Origin of the sequence: Thalassotalea ponticola (assembly GCF_041379045.1) — a bacterium.
Lineage (GTDB): Bacteria > Pseudomonadota > Gammaproteobacteria > Enterobacterales > Alteromonadaceae > Thalassotalea_A > Thalassotalea_A ponticola.
Genome location: NZ_CP166871.1, coordinates 1,480,772 through 1,505,596, shown reverse-complemented (window position 1 = coordinate 1,505,596; position 24,825 = coordinate 1,480,772). Strand labels below are relative to the sequence as shown.

The window sequence follows — 24,825 nt, the reverse complement described above, 5'->3', positions numbered from 1 at the left end:
AGTCATTGAGCATTGCACAGAATAAAGCGCCATCAAATCACGGCGTCAATCACGTTCTAGATTTTTTTGAACAATAACGAACCGTTTGTACCACCGAAGCCAAATGAATTACACAAAGCGTAATCAAGACTGGCTTGGCGCGCGGTGTGTGCTACATAATCTAGGTCACAGCCTTGATCGGGGTTGTCTAAGTTAATCGTCGGCGGAACTTCTTGCTTGTGCAGGGCGAGAATAGTGAAAATAGCCTCTGCCGAACCCGCGGCGCCTAACATGTGACCGGTCATCGATTTGGTCGACCCCATCATTAACTTGTACGCATGATCGCCAAACACCGATTTAACGCCGTTGGTTTCAGCGATATCACCCGCAGGCGTCGATGTGCCGTGCGCATTGATATAACCGACTTTGTCCGCCGCAACCTTAGCGTCTTTCAATGCATTGCCCATAGCGGCAGCACCACCACTGCCATCGGCAGGAGGTGAAGTGATGTGATGTGCATCACCGCTCATACCAAAACCAACAAGTTCGGCATAGATATTCGCGCCACGCGCCTTTGCGTGCTCGTATTCTTCGAGCATTACAACGCCCGCGCCATCACTTAACACAAAGCCATCGCGCTCTTTGTCCCAAGGACGAGACGCTTGCTCAGGTGCGTCATTGCGAGTAGATAACGCACGTGCAGCCATAAAGCCACCGATGCCCAGCTCCGTTGATGCTTTTTCGGCACCACCAGCCAACATCGCATCCGCATCGCCGTAAGCAATCATGCGCGCCGCATGGCCAATATTGTGCACACCGGTTGTACACGCCGTTACGATCGCTATATTTGGCCCTTTGAGACCGTGCATAATAGACAGGTGACCGGAGATCATATTGAGGATAGTAGACGGACAGAAAAACGGTGACAGTTTTTTGACACCGCTTTGCAGTGCTTTTTTGTGCCCTTCTTCAATTAATGTTAATCCGCCTATCCCTGAGCCAACGGCAACGCCAATACGGCCCGCGTTTTGCTCGGTAACTTCTAACCCCGAATCCGCTAGGGCTTGATTACCAGCTGCAATGCCATATTGAATAAACAAGTCCATTTTGCGACTTTCTTTCTTTAAGATCGAATGCTCTTCGCAATTAAAGCCCTTTACTAAGCCGGCAAATTTTGTGCTGTAATCACTGGTATCTAAGTGATCGATTAAGCCAATACCGCTCTTACCAGCCATCAAGGCTTGCCAAGTCGATTGAGTATCATTTGCCAATGGGCTTAACATACCCAATCCAGTTACAACGACACGACGCATAGCTTACATTATCTCCCTATCAAACTCTTTGAACTCTAGAAACAAAAAAGGCGGTAACAAAACCGCCTTCTTCGTTTGACTCGTTATTAGCTGTTCGCTGTAACGTAGTCGATAGCTGATTGAACAGTTGTAATTTTTTCAGCTTCTTCATCAGGGATTTCAGTATCGAATTCCTCTTCAAGAGCCATTACTAGTTCAACTGTATCAAGAGAATCAGCACCTAAATCATCTACGAAAGAAGCTTCGTTCTTACATTCTTCTTCTTTAACACCTAGTTGTTCTACGATGATTTTTTTTACGCGTTCTTCAATAGTACTCATTTTTTTTCCTTTACTAAAATTAGCTTTCTATTTTATTTAGTTGCGAGTAGTTTATTTGGCATCAGCGTTGTTTGCAAGCATAAAAACACTTTTTCCCGCTGGTCAAACCTCATGATTCACTCAACATATATGACCTAAAATCGTCGATTATGCAACTATTTGTGCGAAATGTGCATTTTTAGGTCAAATGACAATACGGTCGGCTAAACCATGTACATTCCGCCATTAACGTGAATGGTTTCACCGTTAATGTAACCGGCAGCATCTGATGCTAAAAATGCAACAGTCGCTGCAATTTCTTCTGGTTGACCTAAGCGATTTGCCGGTACTTGCGACGATATAGCTTGACGTTGTTCATCGTTAAGCGCTTTAGTCATATCAGTATCGATAAAGCCCGGTGCGATGGCGTTCACAGTGATACCGCGAGATGCCACTTCTTTGGCCAATGACTTAGTAAAGCCCAATAAGCCGGCTTTAGCTGTCGCATAATTCACCTGACCAGCATTACCCATAGAACCAACCACGGAACCAATATTGATAATGCGACCCGAACGCGCCTTCATCATTGGGCGCATCACACTCTTGGTAATTTTAAACAGTGAATTTAAGTTGGTCGAAATGATGTCATCCCACTCACTGTCTTTCATGCGCATCATTAAGTTGTCGCGAGTGATACCAGCGTTGTTGACCAGAATATCAATGTTACCAAAGTCTGTTTTAACCGCGTCAAATAAAGCGTTGATTGACTCATCGCTGGTGACGTTTAACACGTAACCTTTGCCGTTGTCAGCCAAGTAATCTGAAATCGCTTCTGCGCCACTTTCTGACGTTGCCGTACCGATTACTTTTGCACCTTGTGCCACTAATTGTTCGGCAATGGCTTTACCAATACCGCGGCTTGCGCCCGTCACTAGGGCAACCTTGCCCTGTAAAGAAAATAAAGACATGATTAACCTTCCAATGTCGATGTTAGAGTTTCTGCGCTGTTAACTGAGGCACAGTTAAGTTGTTTGTTAATGCGTTTCACCAAGCCTGACAATACTTTGCCTGGGCCCATTTCAATCACGGTTTCAATACCCATGTCGGCCATTTTCTCTATCGTTTCGGTCCAACGCACAGGGCTGTACAACTGACGAATAAGCGCATCTTTAATGCTGTCGGCATCGGTCAATGTAGCGACATCGACGTTATTGATCACATCAACGGTTGGCGAGTTAAACGTCACATTAGCAAATTCACTTGCCAATTGCTCCGCCGCCGGCTTCATTAGTGCACAGTGTGACGGCACACTTACCGGTAACGGCAATGCGCGTTTAGCACCGGCGTCTTTGCACAAGGCGCCCGCTCGCTCAACCGCCTCTTTGTTACCGGCAATCACCACTTGACCTGGTGAATTAAAGTTTACTGCCGATACAACTTGTTGCTCAGCCGCTTGTGCGCAAGCATCTATGATACTTTGATCGTCAAGACCGATGATCGCATACATAGCACCTGTACCTGCTGGCACAGCTTGTTGCATGAACTGGCCGCGTTTTTCAACCAAACGCACAGCTTGTTCTAAGCTCAATACACCAGCACAGACAAGTGCCGAATACTCACCTAATGAATGCCCTGCCAAAACGGCTGGTTCATCACCGTTAGCCGCTTGCCATGCGCGATAAATCGCAACACTTGCACACAGTAGTGCCGGTTGGGTGTAATCGGTTTGATTTAACTTACCTTCACTGTCGTTTTGGATCAGATCCCACAGATCGTACCCCAATGCCGCTGACGCTTGTTCAAATGTTTGTTTTACTTCGGCGTTGTCAGCTAAGTCTGCCAACATGCCTACCGCTTGTGATCCCTGACCTGGAAACACAAACGCCAATTTATTATTGATCATATTCCTGCCTTGAAATTAAAAACGAATTAACGCACTACCCCAGGTAAACCCACTACCAAAGGCCTCCATTAATACGGTCTGACCGCGTTGAATACGACCATCGCGCACCGCTTCGTCTAATGCCGTTGGAATGGTTGCCGCCGACGTGTTGCCATATTTATCGAGTGTTACCACGACTTGTGACATGGGTAAGCTTAACTTTTTCGCCGCTGCTGAGATAATGCGCAGGTTTGCTTGATGTGGTACTAGCCAGTCGATATCTGACTTGTCCATGTTATTGTGTTCAAGCGTTTCGGTGACAATTTCACTGAGTCGAGTTACCGCAAACTTAAAGACTTCATTGCCTTTCATGTACAGATACGCTTTTTCTTCTGTCAGTGGGTCACCGCGTTTTGGTGAATTTGCACCAAGTAACGCCCCGTAATTGCCATCCGAATGTAAGTGAGTGGAGACAATGCCTGGTTCGTCGCTTGCTTCAAGTACAACCGCACCAGCGGCGTCACCAAATAAAATAATGGTCGCGCGATCGTCAGGGTCACACATGTGTGACAGAGCATCGGCGCCAATCACCAAAATGCGCTTGGCCATACCAGATCGAATGTACTGATCGGCTACGCTCAAACTAAAAATAAAGCCCGAACACGCAGCAGCGACGTCAAACGCTGGTATGTTAGGTACGTCTAGGTACTTTTGCACGAAACATGCCGCGCTTGGTAAATCAACGTGATTTGAGGTTGTGCCCATCACAATCATGTCGATGTCTTGTTTATCGAGACCAGCCATTTGCAATGCTTTTTCAGCGGCTTTAGCCCCCATATACGCGACATTTTCATGTTCAGCGGCAATGCGTCGCTCTTTGATTCCAGTACGTTCAGTAATCCACTGATCCGTAGTATCAACCATCTTTTCTAAATCAGCATTGGTTCTTACTTGCTCCGGAAAGTAACTACCGGTTCCAGCAATTCGTGAATACATAGTTATTTTTGACCTTTTACTAACGTCTGTTCCAGTTTGTCATTAATTTTTTGTGGAACTTGTCTTTCAACTTCTCTTACCGCTTCTTTAATTGCATTGTAAAAAGCTGAACTGGTTGCGTTTCCGTGACTTTTAATCACGATACCGCGTAATCCTATCAAACTTGCACCGTTATACTGGTCGGGGTTCAGGCGTTTTACGATATTTTTTAACGTCGGATTGAGTAAAAACCCCAAAAAACGGGTAAATTTGTGCTCGTTAATGATTTTTACCACTTTCGCCATCACTAATTTTGCCACGCCCTCGCACGTTTTCAACGCCACATTACCGACAAAACCATCACAGACGATAACATCCGCCTTACCGGAAAAAATGTCATTGCCCTCAATGAAGCCGACGTAATTAATATTATCCGCTTGTTCGAGCAGCGTAGCCGCTTGTCTAATGTGATCACTGCCTTTGATATCTTCTTCACCAATGTTCAACAACGCAACTTTAGGCTGTTCAATTTGATCGACCTGCTCGGCGATAACCGCCCCCATTACAGCAAACTGAAACAAAGTAGTCGAATCGACAAACACATTGGCGCCTAAGTCCAACATAACAGCGTGACGGGATGAGTTGGTAATTGGTAAGTGGGACACTAATGCCGGGCGCTCTATACCGGGTAATTTTTTTAGCACGTAATGAGCAATGGCGAGCAAAGCACCCGTGTTGCCAGCGCTAACACACGCATCGGCTTCACCTTGTTGAACCAGATCGATGGCTTTTCGCATCGACGAGTCTTTTTTACTGCGCAAAGCGACACTGGGTTTTTCGTTCATCTCGATTTGTTCACTGGTGTGAACGATGCGAATACGAGTATGAGAGAGAATTCGATGGTGTTTTAAATGGGCTTGAATCGCGGTTTGGTCACCGCAAAGGATGAGCTTAAGAGATGGCATCGAGTCGAGTGCCATTTTTACAGCGGGGATCGTTATAAGGGGGCCATTATCGCCCCCCATAACATCTAACGCGACGGTTAGATTATCCAAAGTTATCTCGCTTATTTAGCGATAACTTTTTCACCTTTGTAAAAGCCATCGGCTGTTACGTGGTGACGACGGTGAGTTTCGCCAGATACGCTATCTACTGATAAGTTTTCTGCAGTTAACGCATCGTGTGAACGGCGCATGCCACGTCTTGAACGAGATTTTTTACTCTTTTGTACGGCCATTTTACCTTACTCCTAAAAATTCAATAAAGCTACTTGAGGTTCTTTAAAACATCAAATGGATTCGGTTTCTCAAGCGTATCCGGTAACTTCCCCCAGGTTGAATCGGCTTGTTGGCCGCAATCCTCAAGGTTGTGTTTCGGAATTAATGGAATCGAAACAAGTAGTTCATCTTCCACTAAGTCGCGTAAATTGACTTCACCATTTTCATCTAAAACGACAGCGTCATAATGTTCAGGCAGTTCATCTGCCTTCTCTTCATTTTTCACAGGAGAAAAAGCAAATGATACTTTTAGCTCATGTTCAAATGGTTCGTTACAACGCTGACATGTTAAATAAACTCGGGTTGATGCTTCTCCGCTGAGAACAATCAAACCTTGCTCATCAACATCAAAATTTATTACAACATCCACGTGCTCAGCTAACTTTTCAGCTTCACCAAGCAATCTTTCTAGCCGGCTTATTTCAAAATAACCCTCAACGACGAGGCGACGTTGCGCACTCTTGTATGGATCAATTGTTACCGGAAGTTTGAGATTATTCATAAGGCGCGCATATTAATCGGTGTATAGCCCTGTGTCAAAAGAAAATTTACTTAACTCGGCTCATTTGTGCAAATTATGACAAATTTTAACACAACTGCGCTAATTATAAACAGCTTTGACTATTTACAAATAATTAACGCTAATCGCACTTTAGACACTAATATATGTACTACAGAGCCGCGTGCAATTTACCGCAACTATTATATAGCGCCTTAATCGACGTTATTATCACCCTAAGCCAACCAATGGGCAATGGTTTTTTATCAGCGTGGTACAAATTTGTTGGCAAGCCTGTATGCAACACAGTCGCACTGCTTGTATCAGTGTTATGAATCGATGACCAGCGACTCTTATATTGTCTGTGTAACCAACGTTAGGCTACAATGCCTGCACTATTCATCTATTGTTATTGTTTTGTTATGACACAACTTATATTGGGCTCTACCTCGCCATTTAGAAAGGCGTTATTAGAAAAATTAGGTGTTGCGTTTGACTGCGCTAAACCAAACGTCGATGAAACTCCTCTCGAAGGTGAGACGCCAGAGCAGCTTGTCTCACGACTAGCCCAGTTAAAGGCCAAAGCAGTCGCCAAAGATTACTCGCACGCGTTAATCATTGGTTCAGATCAAGTGGCCGTATCTGACGGTAACATATTAGGCAAACCGCATACTCACGACAATGCCGTTAAACAACTGCAGTCATTTAGCGGTAAAACTGTTACCTTTTTAACTGGACTTTGCTTGTATAACTCTCAAACGGGTAACAGCCAAACGATTGTCGAACCATTTAACGTCTCTTTTCGTCACTTGAGTCTTGAAGAAATAGATAACTATTTGCGCGCCGAACAACCGTATAATTGCGCCGGAAGTTTTAAAAGTGAAGCATTGGGTATTTGCTTATTTGAATCGTTACAAGGCGATGACCCGAACAGTCTTATCGGCTTGCCTTTGATCAAGTTGCATCAATTGCTAAAAAATGAGGGGTTTGATGTGTTGAGCTTACAGAAACGTTAAACTCATCAGTAGGCGCCTGTTACAGCGAGTTTGTTAACTGTACAGGCGCAGTGCCAACAAAGGTAACATCATTAGGTGCAAAGCTCGCCGGGAAACAAGCTTTGCACCACCGTGTTATTGACTCGTTTGATTCGTTAATGGCAGCACGTACAAAGCCTGCCAACCTGCCCTGCTCACCAATTGATTGTCAGCAGTTACAATCCACTGTGGCGCAAACAGACTGGGAAGTTCGTGTTGTTTGACAAAGCTTTGCGCATCGTATACTGCGTAATTGGTGACTACTACTTGCAAGCGCTCATCGACAAAGACAATGACTTCATCGCTGTTAGCACTGTTGCTAAAGTCGTGTATCACCTGCTCTGTCGCCATATCATAGACAACACTGTGCCAATATAAATGGCCTAACCGCTCGTTAATAAACAGATCGTCTTCACGCCATTGATTGGTGACCGTTGCGGGTAAAGGCTCAATACTGCTGCCTTCGCCAGTTGCGCGCACCGCTAACACCTCGCGAGTACTCATTGATGCGTAGGTGTATACAAAGAGAACATTCGGGGTGTTGCGGTCGACTACATAGGACAACACGCGGTAATCGTTCAATATATTGTCAATGACCATTGTGCCACTGTGTTGGTTGTCAACGACATTGAATATACCGTAATGAAGGTCTGGGTGTGTTACCTCGCGATCGGCTATTAACACTATGCTGTCAGCTTGGCAGCGAACGGTTTCATATTGGGCGCCTAAATTGTGAATCGCCAACAGTTTCAAGCTGGTTAAGTCATATTCAAGCAACTGGTTCTTATCGTTGTTTTGCCCTAAAATATAGACCGAGTTGCGCTCTGCAAAAGGACAGTACTGCAGGTCGTTGATAGGGATTTTGCTCGTCCGCTGAATTTCTAAACTATTGGGTTCAAGCAAACTCAGCTGTGCCGAGTTTGTATATCGCTGATACAAGCGGGTAACCGTGCCATCACGGTAGGCGACAAGTTCGTCGATTTTATGATCGTAATGGGTCACCTCTCCGGCAATACCGATAACAGAATAGCGAGTGTCCGGTACGCCTGGCTCATTAGGATAGTCAAAACTCCATTGATAAAGCCCTGGGGAAACATTGAACAAGGGCGTTAATTGCAACTGATTTTTATCTTTTACAACAATAAAGTCTTGTAATTGATATCGACTAATAGAGCCTTGCTGCTCGACTCCGTGGTTAAATGTCCAAGTGATGGTTTTCCCCTCAGCCAATTGCGCGCTGATGTCACCGAGATCACTGACAGCGTCTCGATGAGTATCGTCACTGGTGTCTTTGACCATACGGGCATTACTGCTGGCGACAAACAACTGGTAACTGAGCAAGTCATCGATATCGGCCGATGCGACTGGCGCATTGTCGAGTAAAATTTCTGCGACCGCAGGGTATACTCGAGTGGTTAGCGTCTGGCCACTTTCACTATTAAGTGTGACATTACCCGTCATTTGCGCATCAGTTGAATACCGATACGTAGTGCTCATATCGAGCAGTGTTGTTATCGACGCCGTCAAGGTACCACTGACATCAGCAAACGCATCGTAATACGAACCGCTCATTTGAGTTTTTGTTTTTGGGGTGCCATCACTGGCAGTAGTAGGTCCTTGCTCAACAACCGCATTAGTCAAAGTGAAGGTGATATTATTGGCAATATTGGCATCGATGTAGGCAACGTCTATCCGGCGCACCTTAGTGTCTATTTGCTCAGGTCTGTCGAGTAGCCATGTTTGATCCACCCAACTCGAGAACTCGAAGCTAACGAAGGCTTGACGTAAGCCGTTGTACTCACGAAAGCTAAAGTTGTCCGCTGTCGCGTTTATACGCACTTGGTCAATATCACTAGTGCTTAGCATAGCGGCCTTTTGCTCATTGACCTTGGCAGTTAACGCCGGATTGACCTCAGCTATTTCATAACTCAACTGTACTTGACCGTCAAACACCACCGAATAGGGCTCATCACCGCGATAAGCGCATTGCTCAAAGTCTAAAACAGCGCTGCCAGAGTCCGCTTGTTTACTGCTGAACTGCCAACTGACCTTACCGCCGTAGGCGCAATCGCGTTGCCTGATAGTGTCGTATTGGTTGACTATCCAGTAAAGCTCGGATTCAAGTAGCGAGGACAAATCAAGCGGAGCCTCAACCGCTGACACTGTACCTAGGGTAACATTATCAAAATTGGCTTCTGTTATATCAACTTGCGCTGGTGGCTTTTTGTCCGGCTTTGACGCGGTATCACCACCATCGCCTCCCGAACATGCTGTTAAGGCGACAAAACACGTGCCGAGAATAAACTTTTGCATTATGACGACCTTTCTCCTTTATCGTATTCGCGTCCCTGCCCCTCACTGTGGGCGTCATGGCGCTTGGTTATTTTTATGATCAGACGAGGGCGTGTTGAACTTTGCTGTTCATTTATGCAGCGAGTTGTTTGGGATTTTTACAAGGCAACGGCTATAAAGTTTAGTCATCTAAACTAATAGGCGTTAACAACGTAGAAATTTCAAACAAACGCTGCCCAAAGGGGTCTGCCTAAATTCTCCCTGTTCTGTAATATCTGACATTTACATAGATGACTATGCTGCATGACAGCTATTTTGTTCAGAGATCATTTAGGTTGAAGCAAAATTTGTACCTCAAAGATCAACACGTCCTCGAGTCACTTTTTGGCGATACAGCAAAGACTGTTAGCGATTTCTCCAAAATGTGACAACAAATCGCGACGAAACTTCAGCGAAATTTTCATCGCCAAAAAAGGGTATCATTACCACCGAGTCTTGTACACAATTCATACAACACGGATCAGGAGGGAAGTGTAAGTAAAATTGTCAGCCTCATTAATGTCGTGTTCTGAGCTTAACGAGACTGCTTTAACACCGCCAATGAGTACGGCAATTCATCGAACTTAACGCACCTACTTGGGGTGTCGCACATTGGGGTGGCGCGCAAGTTATTACCGTTAACGCGCGTGTCATATGAACGACACTGCCGACAAATTAATACGTTTTCAACGTTTGTTTGGTCAAGATCGCCGTTAACTGTTCATCGTAAGGAGCTTCAAAACGCACGCGTTCGCCTGTTTTAGGGTGTTCGAACTCTATACTAAAGGCATGCAAAAACAGGCGTTTTAGGCCCTGTTTATTCATTGCTAGGCTAAAATCTTCAGCGCCGTATTTGGCATCACAGGCAATGGGATGACCTGAGCACTGACAGTGAACACGAATCTGATGGGTTCTGCCGGTCACAGGAAAAGCGCGCACCAAACTGGCGCCTTCATAGTGTTTCAATACTTTGTAACGCGTCTCTGACTCTTTGCCTTGTATGTTATCGACCACAACAACGCGTTCGCCAGATTTAAGATCGTTTTTTCTAAGCCCTTCAGTAACTCGGGTCAGTTTCGCCGGCCAATGACCTTTGACCAGCGCGTGATAAAACTTTTGCACTTGCTTATGGCGTAACTGTTCGTGCAGTTGGCGTAATGCTGAGCGCTTTTTGGCAACCACCAAACATCCCGATGTATCGCGATCTAAGCGGTGTACAAGTTCTAACATTTTCGCTTGAGGACGCAGGGCTCTGAGAGCTTCAATCAAACCAAAAGATAGACCGCTACCACCGTGAACGGCCATTCCCGACGGCTTGTTGATCACAATCAAGCAGTCATCTTCAAACAAGATATGCTGTTCTAATCGTGCAACCTTATCCAACTTGGTCGATACCACATCCGTTTTTTCCGTCACTCTAATTGGCGCAACGCGAACCAGATCGTCCATTTGTAACTTATACTCTGGCTTGGTGCGCTTCTTATTCACTCGTATTTCACCCTTGCGCAGTAAGCGATAAATCATACTTTTGGGCACGCCTTTTAGTGTTTTGAGTAAAAAGTTGTCAATGCGCTGACCTGCGCTATCTTCATCAATAGTAAAAAAACGCACTTGTGGCTTATCGTCAGATGCTTGAGATGTCGACTGCTGTGTATTCAAGGTTGGTTACCGGCTTGGGCTATTTGTTGGCGTGAAGTTTAACACATTTTTTTAGCCTTTTAAGTAAATATGTGAGTTAAAATCATTGCCTTATGATAGTAAATAGTGGGATAATAGAGCAGTTACTGGGAAATTGCCTGTAACATCAAAAAGTAAGCGAAAACGTAATACATAATCGACTTACAGAACTAGAATAATTGTCATAAACGGCACTCTCGAGAGAATCGTAAGAGTTTTGTTGCGGCAACGTCATTATACAATACAGTGAGTGAGCTCATGCGCAAAGGCCAAATGCCGAGTGTGACCGCCCTATCCGATATAATGACGCCATTGCCCATTGCTTAGCTGACGCTTGTACCTTGTCAGTGACAAAGCATAAACAACAAATCCAGCAAATTCAGAGTGTATTAACAAAATCAAGCACACCAAAGCGTGCAGTGTAAGAGTTTTTAACATTAGTCGGTCCGATAAATCACCGATTAGTTGAGTAAGTAAATTAACAGTCCCGAATTTTTAGGGAGTTGACATCCGTGAGGCTGCCAGCCCTCTGTTTAGTAACAATTGCCTGCCATATCAGGTACCTTATTCTCTGCATAGCGCCGCCCAAAGTGACTTGGTTTATTTATATAAAAATAGAGTCATAAATCATATGAAACGTATGTTAATCAATGCTACTCAATCGGAAGAGTTCCGCGTAGCACTTGTAGACGGCCAAAGCTTGTACGATCTCGATATTGAAAGCCCAGGTCACGAACAGAAAAAAGCCAATATATACAAAGGCACCATTACCCGCGTAGAACCTTCTTTAGAAGCTGCATTTGTAAACTACGGCGCCGACCGCCACGGTTTCCTGCCAATGAAAGAAGTCGCTCGCAGCTATTTTCCAGAGGGTTACAGTTTTCAAGGCCGCCCCAACATCAAAGACGTGTTGCAAGAAGGCCAAGAAGTTATTGTTCAAATCGATAAAGAAGAGCGCGGACAAAAAGGCGCTGCGTTAACCACCTTTATTTCACTGGCCGGTAGCTACTTGGTGTTAATGCCAAACAACCCCCGAGCAGGTGGTATTTCAAGACGCATCGAAGGCGATGAGCGCACAGAGCTTAAAAACTCACTGGCCAAGCTCGATTTGCCAAAAGGTATGGGCTTAATCGTGCGCACCGCGGGTGTTGGTAAAGCCTACGAAGAGTTAGAGTGGGACTTAAACGTTCTGCTACAGCACTGGAAAGCGATTGAAGATGCGGCTCAATCACGCCCTGCGCCGTTTTTAATCCATCAAGAATCGAATGTCATATTGCGCGCTATTCGCGATTATTTGCGTCGTGACATCGGCGAAATTGTCGTTGACCGTCCAAAAGTTTTTGATCAAGTTAAACAGCACATCCAACTGGTTCGTCCTGACTTTATTAACAAAGTAAAAATGTACAAAGGCGATGTGCCGCTGTTTACTCATTACCAGATCGAATCACAAATTGAATCTGCCTTCCAGCGCGAAGTTCGCTTACCGTCGGGTGGCTCGATTGTTATCGACCCAACTGAAGCGCTTACCTCTATTGATATCAACTCAGCCCGAGCAACTAAAGGCGGCGATATCGAGGAAACGGCATTTAATACCAACTTAGAAGCGGCTGAAGAAATTGCCCGCCAATTGCGTTTGCGCGATTTAGGTGGTCTGGTTGTCATCGACTTCATTGACATGACCCCTGTTCGCCACCAACGTGAAGTAGAAAATCGCATGCGCGATGCCGTGCGCTCTGATCGCGCTCGCATTCAATTGAGCCGTATATCCAAATTTGGCTTGTTAGAAATGTCGCGTCAACGTCTTCGCCCGTCTATTGGCGAAACAAGTCAACACGTTTGTCCTCGTTGTAGCGGTACAGGTAACATACGTGGCGTTGAATCGTTAGCGCTGTCTGTGCTTCGCCTAATGGAAGAAGAGGCAATCAAAGACAAAACGGCACAGGTTCACGCTCAAGTGCCTGTCCCTGTCGCAACCTATCTACTCAACGAAAAACGCAATGCCGTAGGTCACATTGAAAGAAACCACAACGTCAAAGTGTTGATTTTGGCCAATAGCGCGATGGATACGCCACAGTATGAAGTACTGCGTGTTCGCGACGATGAAACAGTTGCCACGTCAAGCTATGAAATGAAGTTGCAAGAAGCGGCTGTTGAAGAAGCGGTCATGCCAAAATTCCAAAAAGACGTAGTAAAGCGCGATGAACCAGTTTTACAAGGGATGACGGCACCACAACAACCAGCACCGAAAAAGCAGCAACAGCCCGTTGCTAAAACTGGGTTGTTAGCCGCGATTAGTTCGTTCTTTAAATCGATCTTTAGTTCTGATGACGACAAACCTGCAAAAACCAAAGCCAAGCAGAGTGGAAAACAGGTGGGCGACAAGCAACCTCGTCGCAAGCCGCGCAATCAGCAGCGCCGTAATAAACCTCGTGAGGATAAAAAAGCGCACGACAAAGCAGCGTCGAACCAGACCAAGCAAGAGCCAACTAACAAGCGTGCTAAGCCGGTAAAAGACAACACCAGCAAAGCCAAGCCGCAAAGCAAAAAGCAAGCGCAACAGCCGAAGGAAAAGACGGAACAAGTCGCAGAGCGTCGCCAGCGCCGCAATGTACGTAAAAAAGTACGCGTAAGCGATCAGCAAGCACCCGTGGTTGATGACAACAACGCGCAAAGCCTTGCAGATAACAGTGCTCCAGTCTCATCGGTTGAGACTAAAAAAGTGGTAAAAGCAGAGAAAAAAGACGAGTCTTCTGTTGATAAGAAACCTGCTAAAAAAGCCGCTCGTAAAGACAAACCGGAGCAGGTTAAAGCCGATGTTCACGCAGTTGAATCAGGCGAAGATAAGCAAGTTTCACAAAATCAGACAACCGAGCAAGCATCGATTGGCAGTGAAGCACAAGACGACAAAAAAGAGCCGCGTCAACGCAGTCGTCGTTCACCGCGTCACTTGCGTTCATCAGGTCAACGTCGTCGCAAAGAAAAGCAACAATCAGCGGAAAAAGAGAACGCGATTGTTGAACAACGCATCGATGAAGATCCGGTGACTGCACGCTATCCAAGCGCAGCGGAATCGGAGCAAAATAGCACACAAGCATCACTGGATTTAGATGTGCCAGCAGAGGCTACGCAAAACGCCAAAGCAAACAGTACTAACGAAAGTGAGCAACACGCTGTTGCATCAGTAGTTGAAGCACCAAACAAAGAAAGTGATGGTGACTCGGTTAGCGCTCAACACACATTGCCACTAGACAGTGACAAGAGCAATGACAACAACAATGAGCAAATGTCGACAGAACACAAAACCATCGCTTCAACCAAACAGCAAGGGTCTGATGATTCAACTGACGCTAAGGCGACAGTGGATAGCGACAAGCCTCTTAGCGAAAGCGAAGGCAGTCAATCTATCGATAGTGCTGCACAGCAGTCTGAACAAGCTGATGCTGTTGTTAACCCAACAACTCACGACGGTTCAAACAAGCCCGTTGTCAATCAACCAACGACAGATACAAAAGCAGATCAAGACCAGGCAAGCGTTGTAACTGACAGTCAAGCGCAGGCAGTCGTCACGCCACAAGCGAGTACTGAAGCAGAAACCAAGCCGAAACTTGCTGAGCAGACACCGTCAACCCGTAGTAACGATGCCGCTGATGACACAGTAGAGTCAGTTGTGGCTAAATCGCCAGTGACAAGCGATGCGACTAAAAAGCGTGATAACCGTGCCAAGATTCGAGCAAAAGGTACTGCCCATGCGCCGATGAGTAAACCGGCAGAAGTTTCGATTGGTGATGGCCAGCTGCCAACCCAAGCTTTAGCGGCAGAGGAACGCTCTGCGTTGTTGCGCTCTGAGCGCTCTGCGGCGGTAGGTTTTGCGACTGAGCACAGTCAAGCAGAAGCGACAAAGCCAGTCAATTAATTTGCCATTATGGTGCGTTGTCATGGTGCGTTGTTGACGTAGCTGCGACAGCTAACCTAGCAAAACACGGAAACATGAAAAAGCCAATCATCTGATTGGCTTTTTTTATCGAGTTGCAAAGCCGATCAATACAACCAAAGGGCCGCACGCCCTAGTAACGCATATAATCGGCATTTTTAGCGACAAACTTTTCACCTATCCCCTTCACCTTAGTTAGGTCTTGCAAAGATTTGAACGGGCCGTTGGCTTCCCGATAATCGATAATGGCCTGCGCCTTTTTCACCCCGATCCCCTTGAGCGATGCCAGTTGTTGTAAACTCGCCTGATTAATATCAACTTTCGCGCCTGCGACGACGGCCGATGTTTGTTGTGTTTTAGTGGTGTTTGGTTGTTGTACCTGTTGGGCTGCGCCATGGTTTGACAGCAATAACAATGACAATAAGAAACCCGGTGTGAGCAATTTGAATTTATTCATGGTGTGTAGTTCCTTTACTTGATTAAACCTGAATGACGATAGATCTTTTTTATCGCCTGCCTGGCAAATAAACGCGATGGTTATTTTCGCCGTTGACGTGACACAGGTTGTCACGCCTTTTAAACCATAGTCGAGGTGGCGACTGTGTCAATTGCAATAAACGTGACAGAGATGGGACAGTAGCAAAGACGTATTCAATTTCGTTGCTAAGATTGAGGCTTTAGGGCGTTAAGGATTTAAGGCTTTAGGAGGTGAGCGATATACGCAGCGTCTGCACCTCTTTGTCAAACAACGAGTAAAAAAATGGCTCCCAAGGGGAGCCATTTTTAGTTAACAAAACTTTTGCGTAAGCGACTTACTTATCCGCCCTACTCATAAACTTTTTGTCTTCAGTATTTACTTTAATGTTATCACCGGTAGAAATATACTCAGGCACTTGCACTACTAAGCCTGTTGATAATGTCGCTGGCTTGGTTCTCGATGTCGCTGACGCGCCTTTAATTGACGGGTCGGTTTCAACGACTTCTAACTCAACACTCGGCGGAAGTTCAATGGATACCGGCTGACCGTCGATGAGTACCGCATAAATACCCTGCGTCGCTTCGTTAATAAACTGAACTTCGTCACTAATTGACTCAATATTGATGTTATACGGTGTGTAGTCTTCATTATCCATGAACACGTACTCTTCGCCATCAATGTACGAAAACACCACTTGTCGACGGGTTAAATCAGCAAGGTTTAGCATGTCAGAGTCTTTAAACGATTCATCCGCTTTAGCACCTGTTACCGCATCGTATAAACGCATGCGATAAATACTACCACCGGCGCGACCTTGCGGTACTGAGCGTTGAATGTCTTTGACAAAAAATACGCGGTCGTTATGTTCGATCGCTTGGTTCTTTTTTATTTCACTTGCCTTGGGCATAGTTAATTCCTATTCACAATTTATGAAACAATGATACTGTTATTGATATCTTCAAGCACTTGATACGGATTTTCAGCTTTGGTAATTGGACGACCGATCACTAAGTAATCAACACCTAAATCAATGGCTTGTGGTGGTGTCATGATGCGCTTTTGATCATCGACGGCACTGCCAACGGGTCGAATGCCTGGAGTCACTAATTTAAAGTCTTGACCTAATTGTTGCTTCAGCATTGCCGCTTCTTGCGCTGAACAGACCACACCATCAAGACCCGATTGTTTGGTAAGACGAGCGAGGTTGAGCACCTGCTCTTCTGGCGTTGCCTGAATACCCAGTTCACGTAAATCTTGCTCGGCCATACTGGTTAAAACCGTGACCGCGATTAACAATGGCGCGTCATTGCCATATTGCTCTAGGCCTTGTTTGGCTGTTGTCATCATCTTACTACCACCACTGGCATGCACATTCACCATCCAAACACCTAAGTCGGCTGCAGCTTGCACTGCTTTGCTCACCGTATTAGGGATATCGTGAAACTTCAAATCGAGGAATACGTCAAACCCTCGATGGGTCAGGCCTTTGACAAACTCTGGACCAAAGTGGGTGAACATTTCTTTACCCACCTTAAGTTTCGCTTGGCTTGGTTCTATTTTATCGACAAACGACAAAGCTTGTGCTTTTTCTGCAAAATCTAGCGCCACGACTACTTTGGCATCAGACATTTGATTATTCTCCTTCAAGGCCTCTTACCGGCTTTAATTGCTCCCAGTCATGACACGACGGACACGACCAATAATGAACGGTTGAATTGAAGCCGCAACTTCGACAGCGATAGCGCGGGCGAACATTGATGTACGCCGCAACCATTTCGGTGATAACATCCAGACTTTTTGCCGTCGTTTCATCTTGCGCGCTGCTGCGTTGCATTTTTACAAAATGCTTAAAACCGCGAATCGTCGGTCGGCGGTTTAATGCGTGTAAAATAAACTCTTCTGCTTTGGCTTTTGATTCCGTCGCTTCAATGTGTTCCAAATACGTTATCAACGCGGTTGTACTGCGACTTTTTTCAAATACCTCATAAATAAATGGATAGAATTCGTCGGGCTTGTCACTGCGTTGGTATACCGCGCGCATTTTATCAATAACCTCAGGAAAAAACTCCCTATCTTGATAAAATATTTTTTTATAGCACTCGCACGCTTGGTTGTACTGTTGATTTTTCTCGAACACTTGCGCCATTAAGTAATTTGCACGGCTGGACATCGGATCATGGGTGAGTGCTTTTTGCAATAACTCCAGTTCTAACTGGTACTGCTTTTGCTCGAACGCTTGGGTTGCCAATTCACAGTAAAAATTAGCCAACGTGTGCAGCAGTTTTTTTTCCTGTGTTTTAACGATAATTTTTTCTAGATCAACACCCTTTTGCCAGTCTTTGGTGCTTTGATATATTTGCATTAAATAAGACAGCGACTTGTGCCCGTAGTTTGCTGTCTTTGACAGTTTTAAAAACAGCTTTTCTGCTCGGTCGTACAAACCCGCGGTATAAAAGTCACGACCTAACTCAAATAACGCTTGGCGTTTTTGTAAATCAGACAATTCCGGCTGACGGGCTAAGTGTTCATGTACCTGCAGTGCTCTATCGAGCTCACCTCGTTTGCGGAACAGGTTCGCCATGGCAAAGTGTGCCTCAACGGTATCTTCTTCAACACTGAGCGCTTCCAGCAAAAACTCCATGGCTTTGTCTTGTTGATTAGACAATAAGTAGTTAAGGCCAGTTGAATATTTTACGGTGAGATTATCTTTGTCTCGTTGATCTTTTTGCTTTACGCTATTACGCCCCATAAACCAACCATAGGCAACGGCGACGGGAAGTAACAAAAACAATAACTCAAACATAGATGACAGACTTATTGGCGTTGCGCGTTATTGGTTTTGCGCATTCGCTTAATCTTGCGAGACAGCATGACACTAAACATGGTTAACACACCGATAATAAAACCAATTAAGGTGAAAAGACTGACGGCCATCGCTACGGACATACGCGATTTGGCAATAATATAATTCAGTTGAATAATTTGATCATTTTGTGTGCCAAACACAAATGCGATGGCAACAAAGACAAACAATACTAAAACAGATAAGTAGAGTTTCAATCGTGGTCTCTTTTTTCGTTGGGATCAATAGCTACAGTATATGAATAAACAAAACCGGAGCACAATAGCTCCGGCTTAATATTCTACATCGACATATTTACTCGCTCGCGCAATTCCTTACCTGGCTTGAAGTGTGGCACGTACTTGCCGGTCAACTCAACGGACTCGCCGGTTTTGGGATTGCGACCGGTGCGCGGGGCCCGATAATGCAAAGAAAAGCTACCAAAGCCTCTAATTTCAATGCGTTCGCCTTGTTCTAGCGTATTAGCCATCATTTCAATAATCTCTTTGACAGCGTGTTCAACATCTTTAGCAGGTAAGTGATCGAGGGTGTCGATTAATCTTTCGATAAGTTCTGACTTGGTCATTTGAACTCCAGCTTAGTGATAGGTACCAAAACGAATGTGAGTAGCTTAACTGCTTTCTCTTGGCCTTTAGGCATCGATTGGTTTCGCGATATAATACCCTTAATTTTAATAAATATTATTGTTTGATCAAATAGTTATCCGTTTATTTTTCAAATAAATTGTAAAAAAATCGCTGTTTTATAACTCTTGTTTAGTTATCAACCACATAAAATGTCAAAGTTGGCTATTATTGGCTGGCTTTAGTTAGTATTTGCCAATATCAAGCGGTTTATTGCAACACCGTCACGGGCATCTCTTATCTGTTGTTTAAGCTAAAAAATGGTTGTTGATCATACGGCTAGTGTCTGTTGATCAATGCCGTAAAGCAGCACAGAAATCAGTGCGCCGCGTTTACGTAATGTGAGTGCGGCTCAGACGCATGTCGATAAATATGCAATTTAGTTGAGCAATGACATTTGCCCAGACATAAAAAAAGCCGCTTTAAGCGGCTTTTTTTTAAGGAGAAACTAATTTCAAATTAGTTTTTAGCGTTTTTGAACGCTTCAGCCATAGCGTTGGTGAATGCACCTTCATCCGCTTGGTTTACGTTCTCTAGCGCTTGACGCTCTTCAGCTTGATCTTTCGCTTTGATTGAAAGGCTGATTGCGCGGTTCTTACGGTCAACACCAACAAACTTGGCTTCAACGCTGTCGCCAACGTTAAGTTCAGTTGTTGCATCTTCAACACGTTCACGTGAAATGTCAGCAACACGGATGTAACCTTCAACACCTTCAGCTAGTTCAACTTTAGCGCCCTTAGCATCAACTTCAGTGATAGTACCAGTTAGTACAGCACCTTTCTTCTTGTCTGCTAAGTAGTTGTTGAACGGGTCTTCTTCAGTTTGCTTAACGCCTAAAGAGATACGCTCGCGCTCTGGGTCAACTTGTAATACAACAGCAGCGATTTCGTCGCCTTTCTTGTATTCACGAACTGCTTCTTCACCGCCATTCCAAGAAATGTCAGACAAGTGAACAAGACCGTCGATACCGCCTTCAAGACCGATGAAGATACCGAAGTCAGTGATTGACTTGATCTTACCAGATACTTTGTCGCCTTTGCTGAAGTTCTTAGCAAACTCTTCCCATGGGTTAGGGATACATTGCTTAAGACCTAGAGAAATACGACGACGCTCTTCGTCAATTTCAAGAACCATAACTTCCACTTCGTCACCTAAGTTAACAACTTTAGATGGGTGGATGTTCTTGTTAGTCCAATCCATTTCAGAAACGTGAACTAGACCTTCAACGCCTTCTTGGATCTCAACGAAACAACCGTAGTCAGTTAAGTTCGTTACGCGACCAGTTAACTTAGAACCTTCAGGGTAACGCTTAGCGATTGCTGCCCATGGATCTTCGCCTAGTTGCTTCATACCTAGTGATACGCGAGTGCGCTCACGGTCGAACTTAAGAACTTTAACGCTGATTTCGTCACCAACATTAACAATTTCACTTGGGTGCTTAACGCGCTTCCAAGCCATGTCAGTGATGTGTAGTAGACCATCGATACCACCAAGGTCAACGAACGCACCGTAATCAGTAAGGTTCTTAACGATACCTTTAACTTCTTGACCTTCTTGTAGGTTCTCAAGAAGCGCTTCGCGTTCAACAGAGCTTTCTGATTCGATAACTGCACGACGAGAAACAACAACGTTGTTGCGTTTTTGGTCAAGCTTGATTACTTTGAATTCTAAATCTTTACCTTCAAGGTGCGCTGTGTCACGTACAGGGCGTACGTCAACTAGTGAACCTGGTAAGAAGGCACGGATGTTAGAAACTTCAACAGTGAAACCACCTTTAACTTTACCGTTGATAACACCAACAACAGTCTCTTTCTCTTCGTAAGCTTTCTCAAGGAACTGCCACGCTTCAAAGCGTTTCGCTTTTTCACGAGAAAGAATTGTTTCACCGAAACCGTCATCAGTTGCATCTAGAGCAACATCAACTTCATCACCAACGTTGATTTCTACTTCACCAGCAGAGTTTTTGAATTGGTCGATAGAGATAACAGACTCAGACTTAAGGCCTGCATCTACTAGTACGTTGTCTTTTTCGATACGTACTACAGTACCTTTGATGATTGAACCTGGGCGGGTTTCGATTTCTTTTAAGCTCTCTTCAAAAAGCTGTGCAAAATTTTCAGTCATAACTTGTATATAAACTCAGTTATTAATCCACTCGACATCACTGTGTCATGGGGTTGTTAAATTGACTTCGTGCATCCTTGCAGTAAGCCTTATAAAAAGATATCAACCCACTGGGGTTGATATCGTGAATTCTGATTGCGTAACCTATAACAGCATTGTGGCCTCGTCGAGCACCAAAGAACGCCGTTAAACGGTTCAATTAACTCAGCTTGTCGCCTGCAAACAAGAGGATTTTCTCTACCACTTGCGCAACGCTCATCTCAGTTGAATCAATAATTAACGCACCTTCTGCAGGCACCAGTGGCGCGACCGCACGATTACGATCTCGCTCGTCCCGCTGACGAATATCGTCCAAAAGGCGCTCGATACTAACATCTTCGCCTTTTTCTTGCAACTGTAAATAACGTCTGCGAGCGCGTTCTTCTGCACTTGCGTCAAGGAAAACTTTCACTTGTGCATCGGGAAATACAACTGTTCCCATGTCACGGCCATCGGCAATAAGTCCTGGCGATTCGCGAAATGCGCGTTGGCGACGCAACAACGCTTCTCGAACCCGTGGATATGCGGCAACTTTTGATGCCACAGCGCCAACGTCTTCCGTGCGGATATTGTCGGTAACATCTTCACCTTCGAGTAAAATTCGCGTTTGTTGGGTTTCGACAACGAATTCAACATCCAAGTGCGCGGCTAAAGGTACTACCGATTCTTCATTTTCAACATCAATACCATGATGTTCTGTGGCTACGGCGAGTACGCGATAAATGGCACCACTGTCTAAAAACTTCCAACCTAATTGCTCTGCAACAATCCGCGCTACGGTCCCTTTACCTGCACCGCTTGGACCATCAATTGTGATCAGAGGGATTTGTTCGCTCATGTGTTCTTCCTACTTCACTTATTTACTTGTTGCTTTTCAATGCTCAATCCGACGCTATTGGCCAATTCCACAAATGTTGGAAATGAGGTCGCGACGTTTTCACACTCAAGTATGGTTATTGTATCACTAGCTCGCAGAGAACTGATAGCAAAAGCCATCGCAATTCTGTGATCGTGGTGTGAACTTATCGTTCCACCGGTTAATTTTCCACCGATAATATCAATACCATCATCAACAACACGACAGTCAATACCTAGCGTTGTCAGGCCATCGGCCATGGATTGAATTCGATCACTTTCCTTGACTCGTAACTCTTTGGCATTGCGCAACGTTGTGGTGCCTTGAGCGCACGCTGCGGCAATGAAAATAGCCGGAAATTCATCGATGGCTAAAGGCACGTCAGCTTGATCAATGTCAATGCCAACTAAATCCGATGCGTACACACGTAAATCGGCAACCGGCTCGGCGCCTACTAAACGTTCGTTAAACCGCTCCACTCGACCGCCCATTTTAGCCACTATGTTCAACACGCCAATACGGGTCGGATTAAGCCCAACATTGCGCAAAATTATGCTACCTTGCGTGGCTATAAGGCCGGCAATGATAAAAAACGTCGCCGAAGAGATATCGCCGGGCACCTGGATATCGCATGCTGTTAATCGGCCACCGCCTTGTAAACTCACTTTATTGTCTTCGACTTCAATAGCATAACCAAACGCTTTAAGCATGCGCTCGGTGTGATCTCGAGTAACACCTGGCTCGGTTACTTGTGTGCGCCCCTTAGCGAACAGACCGGCGAGTAACACAGCTGACTTAACTTGTGCACTTGCCATTGGCAAGTCGTAGTCAATGCCTTGTAGCGGTTGTTCACCGTTAACGACTACCGGTGGCGTACCTGCTTCACTGGCACTGATATCCGCCCCCATCAAAGTCAACGGTGCGACCACGCGTTGCATTGGTCGTTTGTTTAACGACGCGTCACCGAGCATTTTTGACGAGAACGACTGCCCTGCCAAAATACCGGCTAACAAGCGTATTGAGGTACCTGAGTTACCGACATTTATCTCAGTTGACGGCGCTTTTAAGCCGTCAATACCGACACCCTGAATAGTTACATTATTGTCTTCATCCGGGCCGTCTATGTTAACGCCCATAGCGCGAAACGCATTCATCGTCGCGATGCAATCATCTCCCGCTAAAAAACCGCTAACCCGTGTAACCCCATCGGCCAGCGAACCCAACATGATGGTACGATGAGATATTGATTTATCACCAGGAACCTGGATATCCCCCTGTACATTTGCATCGGTAGGGCTTGCTATAAAGGTTATAGAGCCTGACATAATTCTTCCTTACTATTACCTTGCACTAAACACTACCGCGTTTAGTGCCCTATTTATTATTATTTTATTTAGTGCGAAGCGCTGTTGACGCTATTTCAGAGCCTTTGCCTGACATCAACCTCAACCAACACGCATCAGCTGAGGTCGGCATATCTTCGAGTTAATGTTTTGCCGGCTATACTTGGTTTTGATGCCGCGCCGCAAACTCGCGCATAAACGCCACCAAAGCGTGAACACCTTCAATGGGCATGGCATTATAAATACTGGCGCGCATGCCACCAACCGAGCGATGGCCCTTCAATGCGAGCAAGCCAGCCGATTTAGCGGCTTGTAAAAATGCGTCATTTAAGCCGTCATCCGGTAAGTAAAACGGCACATTCATACGCGAGCGATTTACCTTGCTGACTTTCGATTGATAGAAGTTTGACCCATCGATGTAGTCGTAAAGTAATTGGGCTTTGTCAACGTTGTGCTGTTCAATCACACTAACACCACCTAACGCCTGTAACCATTCAAACACCAGTGATGCTAAATACCAAGCATATGTCGGTGGTGTATTAAACATCGAAGCGTATTTAGCTGTTGTTTGATAATCCATAATCACTGGCGTTTGTGCCGACTGATGACCGAGTAAGTCGTCGCGCACAATAACCAAGGTTAATCCTGACGGGCCGATGTTCTTTTGCGCACCTGCGTATATTAACGCAAATTTACTGACATCAATTTGCCGCGACAAAATCATCGACGACATATCTGCCACTAGGGGAATGCCACGGGTGTTGGGTATGTCGAACATCTCAATACCATCCACCGTTTCATTGGGGCAATAGTGTACATAAGCCGCATCGTTAGACAGCGGCCATTGTTGACTGTCTACAACGTGTTGCTTACCGTCGACGTCAACCACCACATCAATTGGATTAATTTGGCCAAATTTTTTCGCTTCTTCAACCGCCGCTCGAGACCATGAACCGCTGACGATGTAATCGGCAGATTTGCCCTTTGGTAGTAAGTTTAACGGTACCGCAGAAAATTGACCGCGACCTCCGCCGTGGCAAAAGAGCACTTTGTAATTATCGGGAATCGCCATCAATTCGCGCAAATCTCGCTCGGCCTTTGCCGCTAAAGCCATAAATTCACTGCCCCGATGCGACAGTTCCATCACTGAACAACCGGTGCCTTGCCAATTTAAAAACTCAGCTTGGGCGCGCTCCATAACCGGTTTCGGTAACATCGCAGGACCTGCACAAAAATTAAATACATCCGTCATTGTTGCTTTCTCTTCGCAAGTTTTGGCATGACTTGCCAAACTAAAGGTCT

22 protein-coding genes are annotated in these 24,825 nt (G+C 45.3%); 2 read left to right on the top strand and 20 right to left on the bottom strand.

Annotated features, from left to right (window positions below; genetic code table 11):
* Nucleotides 1-56: 56 nt before the first annotated feature.
* From fabF to yceD, 8 genes are all read right to left on the bottom strand, one after another.
* Nucleotides 57-1,292, bottom strand: a complete 1,236-nt coding sequence (gene fabF, locus ACAY30_RS06425) for a beta-ketoacyl-ACP synthase II (RefSeq protein WP_290251578.1) — start codon at nucleotides 1,290-1,292, stop codon at nucleotides 57-59.
* A gap of 86 nt (nucleotides 1,293-1,378) precedes the next feature.
* Nucleotides 1,379-1,612, bottom strand: coding sequence for an acyl carrier protein (gene acpP / locus ACAY30_RS06420; protein ID WP_290251577.1), 234 nt, complete (start codon nucleotides 1,610-1,612; stop codon nucleotides 1,379-1,381).
* Between the two features lie 203 nt (nucleotides 1,613-1,815).
* A complete protein-coding gene (fabG, locus tag ACAY30_RS06415; protein WP_290251603.1) occupies nucleotides 1,816-2,562 on the bottom strand; it encodes a 3-oxoacyl-ACP reductase FabG in 747 nt (248 codons plus the stop codon).
* Nucleotides 2,562-3,494 carry an ACP S-malonyltransferase gene (fabD, locus tag ACAY30_RS06410; protein ID WP_290251576.1) on the bottom strand — a complete coding sequence of 311 codons (933 nt, stop codon included), beginning with the start codon at nucleotides 3,492-3,494 and terminating at the stop codon, nucleotides 2,562-2,564. Before fabD ends, fabG begins: the two co-directional genes overlap by 1 nt.
* 15 nt (nucleotides 3,495-3,509) lie before the next feature.
* Nucleotides 3,510-4,469 (bottom strand): beta-ketoacyl-ACP synthase III, encoded by a 960-nt coding sequence (locus ACAY30_RS06405; protein ID WP_290251575.1) that lies wholly within the window; start codon nucleotides 4,467-4,469, stop codon nucleotides 3,510-3,512.
* 2 nt (nucleotides 4,470-4,471) lie between these two features.
* Nucleotides 4,472-5,473, bottom strand: coding sequence for a phosphate acyltransferase PlsX (gene plsX, locus ACAY30_RS06400; protein ID WP_371190253.1), 1,002 nt, complete (start codon nucleotides 5,471-5,473; stop codon nucleotides 4,472-4,474).
* Nucleotides 5,474-5,514: 41 nt separating this feature from the next.
* Entirely contained in the window at nucleotides 5,515-5,685 is a 171-nt protein-coding gene (gene rpmF / locus ACAY30_RS06395) for a 50S ribosomal protein L32 (RefSeq protein WP_068545224.1), read from the bottom strand.
* Nucleotides 5,686-5,714: 29 nt separating this feature from the next.
* Complete coding sequence (gene yceD, locus ACAY30_RS06390; RefSeq protein WP_290251574.1) at nucleotides 5,715-6,227, bottom strand: 23S rRNA accumulation protein YceD; 513 nt, start codon at nucleotides 6,225-6,227, stop codon at nucleotides 5,715-5,717.
* A gap of 419 nt (nucleotides 6,228-6,646) precedes the next feature.
* Between yceD and ACAY30_RS06385 the strand changes: the two genes are divergently transcribed.
* Nucleotides 6,647-7,240, top strand: a complete 594-nt coding sequence (locus tag ACAY30_RS06385) for a nucleoside triphosphate pyrophosphatase (protein WP_290251573.1) — start codon at nucleotides 6,647-6,649, stop codon at nucleotides 7,238-7,240.
* A gap of 114 nt (nucleotides 7,241-7,354) precedes the next feature.
* On the opposite strand, the gene ACAY30_RS06380 is transcribed toward ACAY30_RS06385, so the two are convergent.
* Together ACAY30_RS06380 and rluC are read right to left on the bottom strand one after the other, a co-directional pair.
* Nucleotides 7,355-9,571 (bottom strand): hypothetical protein, encoded by a 2,217-nt coding sequence (locus tag ACAY30_RS06380; protein WP_290251572.1) that lies wholly within the window; start codon nucleotides 9,569-9,571, stop codon nucleotides 7,355-7,357.
* 693 nt (nucleotides 9,572-10,264) lie between these two features.
* Nucleotides 10,265-11,248: a 23S rRNA pseudouridine(955/2504/2580) synthase RluC gene (rluC, locus tag ACAY30_RS06375; protein ID WP_290251571.1), complete on the bottom strand. Its 984-nt coding sequence runs from the start codon at nucleotides 11,246-11,248 to the stop codon at nucleotides 10,265-10,267.
* Between the two features lie 649 nt (nucleotides 11,249-11,897).
* On the opposite strand from rluC, the gene rne reads away from it, so the two are divergent.
* A complete protein-coding gene (gene rne, locus ACAY30_RS06370) occupies nucleotides 11,898-15,179 on the top strand; it encodes a ribonuclease E (protein WP_290251570.1) in 3,282 nt (1,093 codons plus the stop codon).
* A 151-nt stretch (nucleotides 15,180-15,330) separates the two neighbouring features.
* Here the strand turns inward: rne and ACAY30_RS06365 are convergent, their stop codons facing one another.
* The 10 genes from ACAY30_RS06365 to serC form a co-directional block, all read right to left on the bottom strand.
* Nucleotides 15,331-15,654, bottom strand: a complete 324-nt coding sequence (locus tag ACAY30_RS06365; RefSeq protein WP_290251569.1) for a ComEA family DNA-binding protein — start codon at nucleotides 15,652-15,654, stop codon at nucleotides 15,331-15,333.
* Nucleotides 15,655-16,009: 355 nt separating this feature from the next.
* Complete coding sequence (yeiP, locus tag ACAY30_RS06360) at nucleotides 16,010-16,582, bottom strand: elongation factor P-like protein YeiP (RefSeq protein ID WP_290251568.1); 573 nt, start codon at nucleotides 16,580-16,582, stop codon at nucleotides 16,010-16,012.
* Nucleotides 16,583-16,602: 20 nt separating this feature from the next.
* The gene (gene pyrF / locus ACAY30_RS06355; RefSeq protein ID WP_290251567.1) at nucleotides 16,603-17,304 is read right to left on the bottom strand and encodes an orotidine-5'-phosphate decarboxylase; all 702 of its coding nucleotides are present in this window, start codon (nucleotides 17,302-17,304) and stop codon (nucleotides 16,603-16,605) included.
* Nucleotides 17,305-17,308: 4 nt separating this feature from the next.
* A complete protein-coding gene (gene lapB / locus ACAY30_RS06350) occupies nucleotides 17,309-18,478 on the bottom strand; it encodes a lipopolysaccharide assembly protein LapB (protein ID WP_290251566.1) in 1,170 nt (389 codons plus the stop codon).
* 11 nt (nucleotides 18,479-18,489) lie between these two features.
* A complete protein-coding gene (locus tag ACAY30_RS06345) occupies nucleotides 18,490-18,735 on the bottom strand; it encodes a LapA family protein (protein ID WP_290251565.1) in 246 nt (81 codons plus the stop codon).
* An 83-nt stretch (nucleotides 18,736-18,818) separates the two neighbouring features.
* Complete coding sequence (gene ihfB / locus ACAY30_RS06340; protein WP_290251564.1) at nucleotides 18,819-19,103, bottom strand: integration host factor subunit beta; 285 nt, start codon at nucleotides 19,101-19,103, stop codon at nucleotides 18,819-18,821.
* A 517-nt stretch (nucleotides 19,104-19,620) separates the two neighbouring features.
* A complete protein-coding gene (gene rpsA, locus ACAY30_RS06335) occupies nucleotides 19,621-21,285 on the bottom strand; it encodes a 30S ribosomal protein S1 (protein WP_290251563.1) in 1,665 nt (554 codons plus the stop codon).
* Nucleotides 21,286-21,484: 199 nt separating this feature from the next.
* Complete coding sequence (gene cmk, locus ACAY30_RS06330; protein ID WP_290251562.1) at nucleotides 21,485-22,162, bottom strand: (d)CMP kinase; 678 nt, start codon at nucleotides 22,160-22,162, stop codon at nucleotides 21,485-21,487.
* 14 nt (nucleotides 22,163-22,176) lie between these two features.
* Nucleotides 22,177-23,505 carry a 3-phosphoshikimate 1-carboxyvinyltransferase gene (gene aroA / locus ACAY30_RS06325; RefSeq protein WP_290251561.1) on the bottom strand — a complete coding sequence of 443 codons (1,329 nt, stop codon included), beginning with the start codon at nucleotides 23,503-23,505 and terminating at the stop codon, nucleotides 22,177-22,179.
* A 175-nt stretch (nucleotides 23,506-23,680) separates the two neighbouring features.
* The gene (gene serC / locus ACAY30_RS06320) at nucleotides 23,681-24,775 is read right to left on the bottom strand and encodes a 3-phosphoserine/phosphohydroxythreonine transaminase (protein ID WP_290251560.1); all 1,095 of its coding nucleotides are present in this window, start codon (nucleotides 24,773-24,775) and stop codon (nucleotides 23,681-23,683) included.
* Between the last annotated feature and the right edge of the window lie 50 nt (nucleotides 24,776-24,825).

Bases quoted from the DNA above. Each gene is read 5' to 3' on its own strand.
- rpsA (WP_290251563.1), bottom strand. From the start codon at position 21,285: ATGACTGAAAATTTTGCACAGCTTTTTGAAGAGAGCTTAAAAGAAATC.
- lapB (WP_290251566.1), bottom strand. From the start codon at position 18,478: ATGTTTGAGTTATTGTTTTTGTTACTTCCCGTCGCCGTTGCCTATGGT.
- pyrF (WP_290251567.1), bottom strand. From the start codon at position 17,304: ATGTCTGATGCCAAAGTAGTCGTGGCGCTAGATTTTGCAGAAAAAGCA.
- fabD (WP_290251576.1), bottom strand. From the start codon at position 3,494: ATGATCAATAATAAATTGGCGTTTGTGTTTCCAGGTCAGGGATCACAA.
- plsX (WP_371190253.1), bottom strand. From the start codon at position 5,473: ATGGGGGGCGATAATGGCCCCCTTATAACGATCCCCGCTGTAAAAATG.
- cmk (WP_290251562.1), bottom strand. From the start codon at position 22,162: ATGAGCGAACAAATCCCTCTGATCACAATTGATGGTCCAAGCGGTGCA.
- fabF (WP_290251578.1), bottom strand. From the start codon at position 1,292: ATGCGTCGTGTCGTTGTAACTGGATTGGGTATGTTAAGCCCATTGGCA.
- ACAY30_RS06380 (WP_290251572.1), bottom strand. From the start codon at position 9,571: ATGCAAAAGTTTATTCTCGGCACGTGTTTTGTCGCCTTAACAGCATGT.
- yeiP (WP_290251568.1), bottom strand. From the start codon at position 16,582: ATGCCCAAGGCAAGTGAAATAAAAAAGAACCAAGCGATCGAACATAAC.
- aroA (WP_290251561.1), bottom strand. From the start codon at position 23,505: ATGTCAGGCTCTATAACCTTTATAGCAAGCCCTACCGATGCAAATGTA.
- ihfB (WP_290251564.1), bottom strand. From the start codon at position 19,103: ATGACCAAGTCAGAACTTATCGAAAGATTAATCGACACCCTCGATCAC.
- ACAY30_RS06385 (WP_290251573.1), top strand. From the start codon at position 6,647: ATGACACAACTTATATTGGGCTCTACCTCGCCATTTAGAAAGGCGTTA.
- ACAY30_RS06405 (WP_290251575.1), bottom strand. From the start codon at position 4,469: ATGTATTCACGAATTGCTGGAACCGGTAGTTACTTTCCGGAGCAAGTA.
- ACAY30_RS06365 (WP_290251569.1), bottom strand. From the start codon at position 15,654: ATGAATAAATTCAAATTGCTCACACCGGGTTTCTTATTGTCATTGTTA.
- rne (WP_290251570.1), top strand. From the start codon at position 11,898: ATGAAACGTATGTTAATCAATGCTACTCAATCGGAAGAGTTCCGCGTA.
- yceD (WP_290251574.1), bottom strand. From the start codon at position 6,227: ATGAATAATCTCAAACTTCCGGTAACAATTGATCCATACAAGAGTGCG.
- rpmF (WP_068545224.1), bottom strand. From the start codon at position 5,685: ATGGCCGTACAAAAGAGTAAAAAATCTCGTTCAAGACGTGGCATGCGC.
- acpP (WP_290251577.1), bottom strand. From the start codon at position 1,612: ATGAGTACTATTGAAGAACGCGTAAAAAAAATCATCGTAGAACAACTA.
- serC (WP_290251560.1), bottom strand. From the start codon at position 24,775: ATGACGGATGTATTTAATTTTTGTGCAGGTCCTGCGATGTTACCGAAA.